Annotated in this window: 9 protein-coding genes; 6 read left to right on the top strand and 3 right to left on the bottom strand. The window is 70.5% G+C overall.

Going from position 1 to position 13819, the window contains the following annotated elements:
• The first annotated feature begins 22 nt into the window (after positions 1 to 22).
• Together PJ985_RS14730 and PJ985_RS14725 are read left to right on the top strand one after the other, a co-directional pair.
• Positions 23 to 997: a FadR/GntR family transcriptional regulator gene (locus PJ985_RS14730; RefSeq protein WP_271684200.1), complete on the top strand. Its 975-nt coding sequence runs from the start codon at positions 23 to 25 to the stop codon at positions 995 to 997.
• A gap of 309 nt (positions 998 to 1306) precedes the next feature.
• The gene (locus PJ985_RS14725) at positions 1307 to 2908 is read left to right on the top strand and encodes an RNA polymerase sigma factor (protein WP_271684199.1); all 1602 of its coding nucleotides are present in this window, start codon (positions 1307 to 1309) and stop codon (positions 2906 to 2908) included.
• A 169-nt stretch (positions 2909 to 3077) separates the two neighbouring features.
• On the opposite strand, the gene PJ985_RS14720 is transcribed toward PJ985_RS14725, so the two are convergent.
• Entirely contained in the window at positions 3078 to 3299 is a 222-nt protein-coding gene (locus PJ985_RS14720; protein WP_271684198.1) for a DUF7455 domain-containing protein, read from the bottom strand.
• A gap of 436 nt (positions 3300 to 3735) precedes the next feature.
• On the opposite strand from PJ985_RS14720, the gene PJ985_RS14715 reads away from it, so the two are divergent.
• Entirely contained in the window at positions 3736 to 5853 is a 2118-nt protein-coding gene (locus PJ985_RS14715) for a DNA gyrase/topoisomerase IV subunit B (RefSeq protein ID WP_271684197.1), read from the top strand.
• Between the two features lie 33 nt (positions 5854 to 5886).
• Here PJ985_RS14715 and PJ985_RS14710 read toward each other — a convergent pair whose 3' ends face one another.
• A complete protein-coding gene (locus PJ985_RS14710; protein ID WP_271684196.1) occupies positions 5887 to 6864 on the bottom strand; it encodes a sucrase ferredoxin in 978 nt (325 codons plus the stop codon).
• A gap of 259 nt (positions 6865 to 7123) precedes the next feature.
• On the opposite strand from PJ985_RS14710, the gene PJ985_RS14705 reads away from it, so the two are divergent.
• Positions 7124 to 8260, top strand: coding sequence for a CobW family GTP-binding protein (locus tag PJ985_RS14705; protein WP_271684248.1), 1137 nt, complete (start codon positions 7124 to 7126; stop codon positions 8258 to 8260).
• A gap of 92 nt (positions 8261 to 8352) precedes the next feature.
• Here PJ985_RS14705 and PJ985_RS14700 read toward each other — a convergent pair whose 3' ends face one another.
• Entirely contained in the window at positions 8353 to 10800 is a 2448-nt protein-coding gene (locus PJ985_RS14700) for a DNA gyrase/topoisomerase IV subunit A (RefSeq protein WP_271684195.1), read from the bottom strand.
• A gap of 211 nt (positions 10801 to 11011) precedes the next feature.
• Here PJ985_RS14700 and PJ985_RS14695 point away from each other — a divergent pair, with 211 nt between their 5' ends.
• Together PJ985_RS14695 and PJ985_RS14690 are read left to right on the top strand one after the other, a co-directional pair.
• A complete protein-coding gene (locus tag PJ985_RS14695) occupies positions 11012 to 12361 on the top strand; it encodes a M16 family metallopeptidase (RefSeq protein ID WP_271684194.1) in 1350 nt (449 codons plus the stop codon).
• Positions 12358 to 13749, top strand: a complete 1392-nt coding sequence (locus tag PJ985_RS14690; protein WP_443033489.1) for a M16 family metallopeptidase — start codon at positions 12358 to 12360, stop codon at positions 13747 to 13749. The genes PJ985_RS14695 and PJ985_RS14690 overlap by 4 nt, the downstream gene beginning before the upstream one ends.
• Positions 13750 to 13819 lie beyond the last annotated feature (70 nt).

The raw sequence follows: 13819 nt of genomic DNA, 5'->3' as shown, positions 1-13819 counted from the left end.
GGGTCAGTGATCACCCTTTCGTGTGTTTTTCACCAAAGACCTCAAGGGAGCCTCGGGCCCCGCCGACAAAGGGGGCGTGACTACCCTTGCGCACTCCACGACGACACCTGCTCGCCCCACCGTCCCCGGCTCCCAGGCGCCGGGCGAGTCCGACCGCTACGCATATGCCGAGTCCACGGGCGCGGCACGCATCACCCACGTCCCCGCCTGGGAAGGCGCGGAAGCGGAGATGGGCCGCAGCCGCCGGGCCGGTGGCAACCGGGGCCGCGGCCTGCACGGCCAGCTCGTCCAGCAGCTCGGACAGATGATCGTCTCCGGGGATCTGGACGCCAACCGCCCGCTGGTGCCCGAGGAGATCGGGCAGCGCTTCGAAGTTTCCCGGACCGTCGTCCGGGAGTCGTTGCGGGTGCTGGAGGCCAAGGGCCTGGTGAGCGCGCGGCCCAATGTCGGCACCCGGGTCCGGCCCGTCGGAGACTGGAATCTGCTGGATCCCGACATCATCGAGTGGCGTGCCTTCGGTCCGCAGCGCGACGACCAGCGCCGCGAACTCTGTGAGCTGCGCTGGACCATCGAACCGCTCGCTGCCCGACTGGCCGCCGGGCACAGCACCGAGGAGGTCCAGCAGCGCCTGGGCGACATGGTCGACATCATGAGCCGCGCCCTCGCTCAGGGGGACAAGCTGACATTCGCCCGGGCCGACGCGGAGTTCCACGGGCTGCTGATCCAGGCGGCGGGCAACCGCATGCTGGAGCACCTTTCCGGCATCGTGGGCGCCGCTCTCCAGGTCTCCGGTGGCGGTCCTGCCGGCTGTGAGCACCCGACCGAGGCCTCGGTCGACCATCATCAGCGCATCGTGGACGCAGTCGAGGCGGGTGAAGCCGCCGCGGCCGAGGCCGGCATGCGGCAGCTGCTCGCAGGAACGGAGGCCATCGTCCCGGCGGGCGGCCCGCCCGGACCCGGCCCGGACCACATCGTCCCGGCCCCGCGGGAGCACTGACCCCCGCCGCAGCCGTACGCGATTCCGCGTCGTCGGGGCCGTGGGGGACGGGCTCCGACGACGCGCGTGATCCGGCCCGCTACAGTCGGGCGTGCGATGTGACTCGGGACACGCGAATGCGGCGTAACACTTCCGGGAGCAGAGCGATGTCTCAAGAGGTAGCAGCCGTCGCCGGGCTGTCGGGCGTCCCTCCGGACGTCATCACCGGCCGCTGCTCCGCCGCGCCGGCGACCGAACCCCGCCGCCGGTCACGGTTCCGCCTCCCGCGGGCGGTACCGAAGTCGTTCCCAGAGTTCCGAGAGGTTGTTCGTGTCGGCCAGCACCCCGCGTACGCTCCCTGCAGAGATCGCCGAATCCGATTCTGTGATGGCGCTCATCGAACAGGGGAAGGCCGAAGGGCAGATCGCCGGTGACGACGTGCGCCGGGCCTTCGAGGCCGACCAGATCCCGTCGACCCAGTGGAAGAACGTACTGCGCAGCCTCAACCAGATCCTCGACGAGGAGGGCGTGACGCTGATGGTGAGTGCCGCCGAGGCGCCCAAGCGCACCCGGAAGAGCGTCGCCGCCAAGACGCCGGCCAAGCGCACGGCCACCAAGGCGGTGTCTGCGAAGGCCGCTCCCGCCCGTCAGGTGCCGGCCGGTTCCTCCGAGGAGTCCGCCGCCACGGGGTCCGGGGAACCCGGGCGGCAGAGCGACGCCCGCCCGGCCGCCGCCGAGAAGACCGCCGCGAAGAAGGCTCCGGCGAAGAAGGTCACGGCCAAGAAGACCGCCGCGAAGAAGGCTCCGGCGAAGAAGGCCGCGGCCAAGAAGACCGCCGCGAAAAAGTCGGTCGTCGACGAGCTCCTCGAAGGTGACGGGGAGGCCGTCGAGGAGACGGCGGGCAAGGCCGGGAAGGCCAAGACCGCGGACGGTCCGGGCGAGGTCAAGGCCGAGAACGAGGGCTTCGTCCTGTCGGACGATGATGAGGACGACGCCCCCGCCCAGCAGGTGGCGGCGGCCGGCGCCACCGCGGATCCGGTCAAGGACTACCTCAAGCAGATCGGCAAGGTCCCGCTGCTCAACGCGGAGCAGGAGGTCGAACTCGCCAAGCGCATCGAGGCCGGCCTGTTCGCCGAGGACAAGCTGGCCGGTGCGGACAAGATCGCTCCCAAGCTGCGGCGTGAGCTGGAGATCATCTCCGAGGACGGGCGGCGTGCGAAGAACCACCTGCTGGAGGCCAACCTCCGGCTCGTGGTCTCGTTGGCCAAGCGCTACACCGGGCGCGGGATGCTGTTCCTGGACCTGATTCAGGAGGGCAACCTCGGTCTGATCCGCGCCGTCGAGAAGTTCGACTACACCAAGGGCTACAAGTTCTCGACCTACGCGACGTGGTGGATCCGGCAGGCGATCACCCGGGCGATGGCCGACCAGGCCCGCACCATCCGCATCCCGGTGCACATGGTCGAGGTCATCAACAAGCTCGCGCGGGTGCAGCGCCAGATGCTGCAGGACCTGGGCCGGGAGCCCACCCCGGAGGAGCTGGCCAAGGAACTCGACATGACCCCCGAGAAGGTCGTCGAGGTACAGAAGTACGGCCGCGAGCCCATCTCTCTGCACACCCCGCTGGGTGAGGACGGGGACAGCGAGTTCGGGGACCTGATCGAGGACTCCGAGGCAGTGGTGCCCGCCGACGCGGTGAGCTTCACGCTGCTGCAGGAGCAGTTGCACTCCGTGCTGGACACGCTCAGCGAGCGCGAGGCCGGTGTGGTCTCGATGCGCTTCGGTCTCACCGACGGCCAGCCGAAAACGCTCGACGAGATCGGCAAGGTCTACGGTGTGACCCGGGAGCGGATCCGGCAGATCGAGTCCAAGACCATGTCGAAGCTGCGCCACCCGTCCCGTTCGCAGGTGCTGCGCGACTACCTGGACTGATCCCGGGGTCCGGGGTCCGGGCGGGTGCCGACGGCCACCTGGGGCGTCCCGGACATGAGGAGCGGGCGGGCCTTCCCCCACAAGGGGGAAGGCCCGCCCGCTGTCCGGCCCTCAGCCGGTCCGAGCCCGTCGTTGAGGTACGAGGTGGGTCACATCATCGAGTCAGCGCTCACTCACTCGCGGGGGGAGAACTCACGGTCAGCTTCTCCGTCTCGTCCTGTATCTCCGCGGCAATCTTCTTGAGTTCCGGCTCGAACTTGCGGCCGTGGTGGGCGCAGAACAGCAGCTCTCCGCCACTGATGAGCACGACACGCACGTAAGCCTGTGCGCTGCAGCGGTCGCAGCGGTCGGCGGCCGTCAGCGGGGTCGCGGGGGTCAGAACTGTAGTCACGTCGCCTCTTCTCTAGCTCGACGAGCTGTCGTACCAGGGTCAACATCCAACCAGGCCGAAAACGTTCCCGCTCGCGGCATTCCTCGAGATATTTTCTGGTCGAGCTGGCCGAACGCTGCCGGGTGGCGGCGAATGAGCCGTATAGCGTCGGGGTGCTGTGGGATCGGTTCGTGTGCGTTGTCGGGTCCGGGTACCCGGCTCGTGCCGGGCTATCCGGCGTCCACTCTGTAGAGGAGGACGTGCCCGGAGCCTAAATGGTTCATGCCTCAAATGGAACGCGATGTACACGTCACCCTGGTGACTTATCGAACAGGTGATCGAGGCTAGGGTACCCTGTGGCTCCCGGGGGTGCCTGTTCCCCCCATTTCGTGGGCCTCGGTACTCTCTGGAGCGGCAAACCCGCCACCTAATCCGAATTCAGCGAGGAGCGAACTGCGTGACCGCCGACACGTCCGCGCCGTCCACCGCACTGCTCACCGGTACTGACACCGGGGGCAACTACACCGCGCGGCACCTGCTCGTTCTCGAGGGCCTCGAGGCGGTGCGCAAGCGCCCCGGCATGTACATCGGCTCCACCGACAGCCGGGGCCTGTCGCACTGCCTCTGGGAGATCATCGACAACTCCGTCGATGAAGCACTGGGCGGTCACTGCGACCGCATCGAGGTAATGCTCCACGGTGACGGCTCCGTCGAGGTGCGCGACAACGGCCGGGGCATCCCCGTGGACGTCGAGCCCAAGACCGGCCTCTCCGGGGTCGAGGTCGTCATGACGAAGCTGCACGCCGGAGGCAAGTTCGGCGGCGGCTCCTATGCCGCGTCCGGTGGCCTGCACGGCGTCGGTGCCTCCGTGGTGAACGCGCTCTCCGCACGGCTCGACGTCGAGGTCGACCGGAACAGCCGCACCCACCGCATCAGCTTCCGCCGCGGCACCCCGGGCATCTTCACCGAGTCCGGGCCGGACGCCCCCTTCGATCCCGCGAACGGGCTGCAGAAGGGCAGGAAGATCCCCGGAACGCGTACGGGCACCCGGGTGCGGTACTGGGCGGACCGGCAGATCTTCCTCAAGGACGCCAAGCTGTCCCTGGACGCTCTGCACGCCCGCGCGCGGCAGACCGCCTTCCTCGTGCCGGGACTCACCCTGGTCGTCCGCGACGAGCGTGCGACCGAGGAGTCGGAGCACAGTGAGGAGGTCTTCCGCTACGACGGCGGGATCAGTGAGTTCTGCGAGTTCCTCGCTCCGGACAAGGCGATCTGTGACGTCCAGCGGCTGCAGGGCCATGGCGCTTTCAAGGAGACCGTCCCGGTCCTGGACGAGCGCGGACACATGATCCCGACCGAGGTCAAGCGCGACCTGGAGGTCGACATCGCGCTGCGCTGGGGCACCGGTTACGACACCACCGTCAGATCGTTCGTGAACATCATCGCCACCCCGAAGGGCGGCACCCATGTCTCCGGGTTCGAGCGCTCGCTGACCCGGACCGTCAACGAGGTGCTGCGCAGCGCGAAGCTGCTGCGCGTCGCCGAGGACGACATCGTCAAGGACGACGCGCTCGAAGGTCTCACCGCGGTGGTCACCGTGCGGCTGGCCGAGCCGCAGTTCGAAGGCCAGACCAAGGAAGTGCTCGGGACCTCCGCCGCCACCCGGATCGTCGGCCAGGTGGTGGCCACGGAGCTGAAGGCGTTCCTGACCTCGACCAAGCGGGACAGCAAGCAGCAGACCCGGTCCGTGCTGGAGAAGGTGGTGGCCGCCGCCCGCACCCGGATCGCCGCCCGCCAGCACAAGGAGGCTCAGCGCCGCAAGACGGCCCTGGAGTCCTCCGCCCTGCCGGCCAAGCTGGCCGACTGCCGAAGCGACGCGGTGGACCGCAGCGAGCTGTTCATCGTCGAGGGCGACAGCGCCCTGGGCACGGCCAAGCTGGCGCGGAACAGTGAGTTCCAGGCCCTGCTGCCCATCCGGGGGAAGATCCTCAATGTCCAGAAGTCCTCGGTCTCGGACATGCTGAAGAACGCCGAGTGCGGTGCGATCATCCAGGTGATAGGAGCCGGGTCCGGCCGGACCTTCGACATCGACCAGGCGCGCTACGGCAAGGTGATCTTCCTGGCCGACGCCGATGTGGACGGCGCGCACATCCGCTGCCTGCTGCTCACGCTGTTCCAGCGGTACATGCGTCCGATGGTCGAGCAGGGGCGGGTCTTCTCCGCGGTGCCGCCCCTGCACCGCATCGAGCTCGTCAATCCCCGGAAGGGTCAGGAGAAGTACATCTATACCTACTCCGATGCCGAGCTGCGGGACTCGCTGCTGGAACTGGAGGAGCGCGGGGTCCGCTACAAGGAGTCCATCCAGCGCTACAAGGGGCTCGGTGAGATGGACGCCGACCAGCTGGCCGAGACCACGATGGATCCTCGGCAGCGCACCCTGCGGCGGATCAACATCGGTGACCTCGAGGCCGCCGAGCAGGCTTTCGCGCTGCTGATGGGGAACGAGGTCGCACCGCGCCGGGAGTTCATCACCAGCTCGGCGGCGACCCTGGACCGTTCCCGGATCGATACCTGATCCCGCGGAGCCGGGCCTGCCGGGCCGGCGGTCTCAGCCGATCCCGGCGGAGCCCGCCGGCACGGCCTCGCGCGGCCGTGGTCCGGCCGAAGCGGTGGGCCGCAGCGGGATGATCGAGCCGGCATCCATCCGCGACTGAGGCAGCGCCGGTGCTCCGCAGCTCGCGGGGAGCGGCTCCGGGGTCAGGCCCTCGCCGACCCGGACCTGCCAGCGCCGCCCGTCGCGGTGCGCGACCGTTACTCTCCAGCCCGGTGTCGCTCCGCCCTCGGGATCGGTGCCTGTGACGTGCAGCGCGTCCGCGGCGGTTTCGCCGGTCAGCCTGCGCAGCGCCAGCTCGGCGGCCTGTCCCGGCCGGTCCCAGCAGGACCGGCCGCGGCAGCCGTCCGTCTCGACCAGGCCCTGCCGGATCTCACCGGCCGCAACCGTGGCGGCCGGGGCGGTCATCCGTCCGTAGGCGTAGCCGTGCGGGAGGATCAGCAGGGTCGGGGAGAACCGGTGACCGCCGAGATGAGTGACCTCCCAGACCTCCGCACTCCCTGCGGTGGCGAGCTGGGCCGCCAGCGGACGGCCCTCGACGGCGCAGCAGCGGTCACGCTTGCCGTTGGTGCAGACCAGTGTGAGCGGATCGCCCTCGTGGGGTTCGCCCAGGCCGTCGTGTTGTCCTGCGCCGAGCCGCTGGAGGTCCAGGACAGCCAGGGCCGAGGCCCGGGTGATCACGGCGGTGCGGACCCAGGACCGGCCGGGAAGGGTGTGGGCCGCGAAGATCCGGCGGGGGAGGGGGTCCCGGCGGTCGGCGTGCGGGCCCGGACGGCGGATCAGTGCCACCCGCACCCCGGTCCCCTCCGCCCTGGCCTCCAGCTCGCGACCGAGCGTCGAGGGAAAGTGACTCTGGGTGAGGGCTTTGCTGCCCCACGGCCCGGGCTGCTCGATGAGCAACCAGGTCCTGGCCACAGCGGCCGTTCCGGCGAGAGGCTCGGCCCGGTCCCGGGAAGATGCTGCGCAGGTGCTCACAGAGAGGTCCGCCCGGTCGTCATGTACAGGGTCAGTAGGTGACCCTAACCGGTTTCCATCGTGCCACGGCAGGACGGTCCTCGTGACGTTCGGTGAGCGCACGCCGGTCAGTGCACGATGATCACCGGGGGCCGCGGTTGCGACGGCCGGAGTGCGAATATCCTGGGGCAGGCTGCGGGCCCGAGGATCACCGCTCGCGACCCGATACCTGGGCCTGCCGTCGGCCGGGCCCGAGCCCCTGCGTGAGAGAGGGACCATGATGGCCAGGCCCCGGATCCCGGTGATCGTCCTTGCGGGCTTCCTGGGCGCGGGGAAGACCACACTGCTCAACCACCTGCTGCACAACCGCCGGGGGCTGCGAATCGGTGCGGTCGTCAACGACTTCGGCAGCATCGGCATCGACGCGATGGCCGTCGACGGGCAGGTGGACTCGATGGTGGCGCTGGACAACGGCTGCCTGTGCTGCGCGGTCGACACCGAGGACCTGGACGGGATGCTGGACCGCCTCGCCCGCCCGGCCGCGCGCCTCGACCTGATCGTCGTGGAGGCCAGCGGGCTGGCCGAGCCGCAGACCCTGATCCGGATGATCCTGGGCTCCGGGGACCGCCGCATCCTTTACGGCGGGCTGGTCGAGGTCGTGGACGCCGCTGAGTTCGGCACCACCCGGGACCGGCACCCGGAGATCGACCGGCATCTGGCCGTGGCCGACCTCATCGTGCTGAACAAGGCGGACCGGGTCCCGGAGGAGGAGACCGGCCGTCTCCGTGACCTGCTGGCGGAGCTCGGCGGCGGCACCCCCGTGGTGCCGGTGTCCCACGGCAGGGTGGATCCGGAGCTGCTGCTGGACCGGGACACCGGGGCGCGCCGTGAGGCGGGGGCCGACGCGCCGCGGCAGCTCTCTTTCGCCGACCTCCTGGAGGAGCTGCGGGCAGGTGAGGCCCCCGGCGCGGGGGAGGCGCGGCACGACGGTCATCTGCACTGCGGGTACCAGAGTGTCGGGTTCACCGAGAACCGGCCGGTGGACCCGCGCCGCTTCATGGCCTTCCTGGACAGCCGGCCCGCCGGGCTCTACCGGATGAAGGGCTATGTGCACTTCGGTGCGGGCGGGGAGCGCGAGAAATACGGGGTGCACGCGGTGGGGAGCTTTCTGCGCTTCACCCCCTCGCCGTGGGCGGGAGGTGAGCAGCCCATGACGCGGCTGGTGCTCATCGGAGCGGGCATCGACGCCGAGGCCGTGCGGAAGGAGCTGGAAGGCTGTGTCGTGGGGCCCGAGGAGCCGCCCTCCGGGGCGGGGGAGCCGGACGAGCCGGGGGCCGAGGCGGCGGGCGTCCCCCGCAGCATGTACGGCGTGCTGCGGTTCGTGGAGGAGCCCGCGGATGCGGAGCCCGCTACCTGACTGCTTCCGCCGGGCGGCCCGGCCCTCCGTGTCCGGCGCCCGCCGGAGGGGAGCCGCTGCCCCCGGTGGTGCCGGGAAGCAGCGGCGCCCTCTCAGACCGGGCCGGCGACCACCGCGACCTGCTTGGCCATCGGCATGCCCGAGCCGTCCCGGCGAGGGTCCGGCTCCGGCAGCTCCACCGGGGCGCCCGTCCGGGTTGCGGCCCGGACCGGGCGGGCACCCACCCAGGCGAACGTCAGGTGGTCCTCGCCCTTGAGGAAGCGCTGGCAGCGCACGCCGCCGGTGGCCCGGCCCTTGCGCGGGTACTGGTCGAACGGTGTCGCTTTCGCGCTGCCGAGTGCCGGGTCCAGCGTGTCGCTCCCGCCGGCGACGGTGAAGACGAGCGCGTCTGCCGCCGGATCGACGGCGTGGAACGCGAGTACCCGGGCCTCCGGCCCGAGCTTGATGCCGGTCATACCGGCGGCGGGCCGGCCCTGCGGGCGGACCTGCGAGGCCGGGTAACGCAGCAGCTGGGCCTCATTGGTGACGAACACCAGGTCCTCCTCCCCGGTGCGCAGCTCGGCCGCTCCCACGATCCGGTCGCCGTCCCTGAGCGAAATGACCTCCAGCTCCTCCTTGTTCGAGGGGTACTCGGGCACCACCCGCTTGACCACTCCCTGGGCCGTGCCGATGGCCAGGCCCGGCGAGGACTCGTCCAGGGTGGTCAGGCAGACCACCTGTTCGTCCTCCTCCAGGGAGAGGAACTCCGACAGCTGGGCGCCTCCGGAGATGTTCGGTGCCCCGGAGGCCGGCGGCAGCTGCGGAAGGTCGATCACGGTGAGCCGCAGCAGACGGCCGGAGGAGGTGACCGCGCCCACTTCGCTGCGGGCGGTGGTGGGAACGGCCGACACGATGACATCGTGCTTGGTCCGCCGTGCCCGGGCGTCGAAGGACGTCTCGCCCTCGGCTGTCCGGGCCAGCAGCCCGGTGGAGGACAGCAGCACCCGGCAGGGGTCGTCCGCGACCTCCAGGGGAACCGAGGCGATCTGTGCGCCGTCGCTGTCGATCAGCCGGGTGCGCCGCGGGGTGCCGAACTTCTTCGCGACCTGGGACAGTTCACCGGACACCAGCTTGCGCAGCTCGGCGTCCGAGTCCAGGATGCGGGTCAGCTCCTCGATCTCCCCCTTCAGCCGGTCGCGTTCGGTCTCCAGCTCGATCCGGTCGAACCGGGTGAGCCGGCGCAGCGGGGTGTCCAGGATGTACTGGGTCTGGATGTCGGAGAGTCCGAAGTGCCCGATCAGCGACGCCTTGGCCTGCGCGGCATTGTCACTGGAACGGATGATCCGGATGACCTCGTCGATGTCGAGCAGCGCCACGAGCAGACCCTCGACCAGGTGCAGCCGGTCGCGGCGCTTGGTCCTGCGGAACTCGCTGCGCCGGCGGACGACGGTGAAGCGGTGGTCGAGGTAGACCTCCAGCAGCTCCTTGAGGCCCAGGGTGAGCGGTTGCCCGTCCACCAGCGCGACGTTGTTGACCCCGAAGGTCTCCTCCATCGGCGTCAGCTTGTAGAGCTGGGCGAGAACGGCTTCGGGGTTGAAGCCGTTCTTGATCTCGATCACCAGCTGCAGCCCGTGCGAACGGTCGGTCAGGTCCTTGACGTCCGCGATGCCCTGCAGCTTCTTGGCATTGACCAGGTCCTTGATCTTGGCGATGACCTTCTCCGGGCCGACCGCGAACGGCAGCTCGGTGACGACCAGGCCCTTGCGTCGCTGGGTGACCTGCTCCACGGTCACGGTGGCCCGGATCCGGAAGGTGCCGCGGCCCTTCTCGTAGGCGTCCCGGACTCCGTCCAGGCCCACGATCTGGCCCCCGGTCGGCAGGTCGGGACCCGGAACGAACCGCATGAGCGTGGTCAGGTCGGCACCGGGGTGCTTGATCAGGTGGCGGGCGGCGGCGATCACCTCGCCGAGGTTGTGCGGCGCCATGTTGGTGGCCATACCGACCGCGATGCCGCTGGAACCGTTCACCAGGAGATTGGGATACGCCGACGGCAGGGCCACCGGCTCCTGCTCACTGCCGTCGTAGTTGGGGGCGAAGTCGACGGTGTCCTCGTCGATCGAGTCCACCATCAGCGCGGCGGCCGGGGCGGACCGGCACTCGGTGTACCGCATTGCGGCGGGCGGGTCGTCGTTGCCGAGCGACCCGAAGTTGCCGTGGCCGTCCACCAGCGGCAGCCGCATGGAGAAGGGCTGGGCCATCCTGACCAGCGCGTCATAGATCGCGGAGTCACCGTGCGGATGGAGCTTGCCCATCACCTCTCCGACGACCCGGGCGCACTTGACGTACGACCGGTCGGACCGCAGGCCCATGTCGTGCATCTGGTAGAGGATGCGCCGGTGCACCGGCTTCATGCCGTCCCGGGCGTCGGGGAGTGCGCGGGAGTAGATGACCGAGTAGGCGTACTCCAGGAAGGAGCCCTGCATCTCGTCGACGACATCGATGTCGAGGATGCGCTCCTCGAAGTCGTCCGGCGGCGGGGTCTTCGTACTGCGGCGGGCCATCGCGCAGGGGCTCCTTATTCGTACGTACGGGCGGGGGGTGCTGCCGACCATTGTGGACCGGCGCTCCGACAGCCGTGCCTCGGCCCCGTTCCACGGGTCCGCTGCACAGGTGCCGGATGATTCCGTACCGTACGGGAACTTCGCACACCAACGGTCCTCGTGCATAAGGTGACAGGGTCTCGACCGATCCAAGCGAAGGGACCCCCTGCCCATGGGCCACACGGCCACCCCGCAGAACGCCAGCGGCGGGCTCACCGCAACCGAGCACCGGCTGGCCAACGGCCTGCGCGTGGTGCTCTCCGAGGACCATCTGACCCCGGTCGCCGCGGTCTGTCTCTGGTACGACGTCGGCTCCCGCCACGAGGTGCCGGGCCGCACCGGTCTCGCGCACCTCTTCGAGCACCTGATGTTCCAGGGTTCCGCCCAGGTGCACGGGAACGGCCACTTCGAGCTCGTGCAGGCGGCGGGCGGCTCGCTGAACGGCACCACGAGTTTCGAGCGGACCAACTACTTCGAGACGATGCCGGCTCACGAACTCGAGCTCTCCCTGTGGCTGGAGGCCGACCGGATGGGCACCCTGCTGGCCGCCCTGGACGAGGAGTCCATGGAGAACCAGCGCGACGTGGTGAAGAACGAGCGCCGTCAGCGTTACGACAACGTGCCCTACGGCACGGCGTTCGAAAAGCTGACCGCGATGGTCTACCCCGAGGGTCACCCCTACCACCACACGCCGATCGGCTCCATGGCGGACCTGGACGCCGCCTCGCTGGAGGACGCGAGGGAGTTCTTCCGCACCTACTACGCCCCCGGCAACGCGGTGCTGTCCGTCGTCGGGGACATCGATCCCGAGCAGACCCTGGCCTGGATCGAGAAGTACTTCGGCTCCATCCCGTCCCACAGCGGCAAGCAGCCGCCCCGCGACGGCACGCTGCCCGCGAACATCGGCGAAGAGCTGCGCGAGGTCGTCAAGGAGGACGTGCCGGCCCGCGCCCTCACGGTCGCCTACCGGCTGCCCACCGACGGGACCCGGGAGGCCGACGCGGCCGACCTTGCCCTCACCGCTCTCGGCGGCGGGGAATCGTCCCGGCTGTACAACCGTCTGGTGCGCCGGGACGGGAGCGCCGTGACGGCAGGCTTCGGACTGCTGAGGCTGGCCGGGGCTCCTTCGCTGGGCTGGCTGGACGTCAAGTCCTCGGGCGGCGCGGAGGTCGCCGGCATCGAGGAGGCAGTTGACGAGGAGCTGGCCCGGTTCGCCGCCGAAGGGCCGTCGCCCGAGGAGATGGAGCGGGCCCAGGCCCAGCTGGAGCGGGAGTGGCTGGACCGGCTCGCCACGGTCGGGGGCCGGGCCGACGAGCTGTGCCGGTACGCCGTGCTCTTCGGCGACCCGCAGCTCGCACTGACCGCCGTGCGGCGGGTGCTGGACATCACCCCCGAGGAGGTGCGGGCGGTCGCCGCGGCCCACCTCCACCCGCAGAACCGCGCGGTGCTGGTCTACGAGCCGACCGGGCCTGCTGACGAGACATCAGCCGACGAGGAAGACGCGGAAGGGGCGGCGAAGTGAGCGACGCCACCAGCACGATGGAACTCCACCCGCAGCCGGCCGGCGGCCGGCCCCGGCCATGGGCCTTCCCCACTCCCGAGCGCGGCAGCCTGCCCAACGGGCTGACCGTGCTGCGCAGCCACCGGCCCGGTCAGCAGGTCGTCGCCGTGGAGATCTGTCTGGCGGCGCCTCTGGTGGCCGAGCCGGCCGATCAGGAGGGGGTGGCCACCATCATGGCCCGGGCCTTCTCCGAGGGCACGGAGCGGCACACCGCCGAGGAGTACGCCGCCGAACTGGAGCGCTGCGGTGCCACCCTGGACGCGAACGCCGATCACGCCGGGGTCCGGGTGTCCCTGGAGGTCCCGGCCTCCCGGCTGGTCAGGGCGCTGGCCCTGGTCGCCGACGCGCTGCGGGTCCCGACGTTCCCGGAGGAGGAGATCCAGCGGCTGGTCCGCAACCGGCTCGACGAGATCCCGCACGAACTGGCCAGTCCGGGCCGGCGGGCCGCCATGGCGCTGTCCAGCACGCTGTTCCCGGCGGACTCCCGGATGTCGCGGCCCCGGCAGGGAGGTGCGGAGAGTGTCGCCCGGATCGACCGGGACGCGGTGCAGGCCTTCTACGACGCGCACGTGCGGCCCGCCTCCGCCACCGCCGTGATCGTCGGTGACCTGACCGGCATCGACCTCGACGCCGCGCTCCGCGAGACCCTGGGAGCCTGGACCGGCGGTCCGGGTGAGCCCGTCGCTGTTCCTCCGGTGGCGGCGGACGACACCGGCCGGGTGGTCATCGTCGACCGCCCCGGCTCCGTGCAGACCCAGTTGCTGATCGGCCGTACCGGGCCCGACCGCCACGACCGTGTCTGGCCCGCCCAACTGCTCGGGGTGTACTGCCTGGGCGGCACCATCACCTCCCGGCTCGACCGGGTGCTGCGGGAGGAGAAGGGCTACACCTACGGCATCCGGGCGTTCGCCCAGGTTCTGCGGTCCACCGCCGACGGCACCGGTGTCTCGATGCTCGCCATCAGCGGTTCGGTCGCGACCGAGGTCACCGGGCCGGCTCTGGCGGACCTCTGGCAGGTGCTGCGCGCCCTGGCGGCGGAGGGCCTCACCGACGAGGAGCGCGACGTCGCCGTGCAGAATCTGGTGGGGATCGCGCCCCTGAGGTACGAGACGGCGGCAGCGGTGGCGAACACGTTCGCGGACCAGGTCGACCAGCAGCTGCCGGACGACTTCCAGGGCCGGCTCTACGCCCGGCTCGCGGAGACCGGCACCGTCGAGGCGACCGCGGCAGCGGTCAGTGCCTTCCCGGCGGACCGGCTGGTGACCGTGCTCGTCGGCGACGCGGAGCAGATCGCCGATCCGGTCCGGGAGCTGGGGATCGGCGAGGTCACGGTGATCCCCGGGCACTGACCCGCCCGTACCGACCGCGCCCCGGGGCAGCCGGCCCCGGGGCGCGGCGCTGTCCACCGGACCCCACGCG

Source organism: Streptomyces sp. ACA25, from assembly GCF_028200735.1.
GTDB lineage: Bacteria > Actinomycetota > Actinomycetes > Streptomycetales > Streptomycetaceae > Streptomyces.
This window is presented reverse-complemented; position numbering and strand designations above follow the sequence as displayed.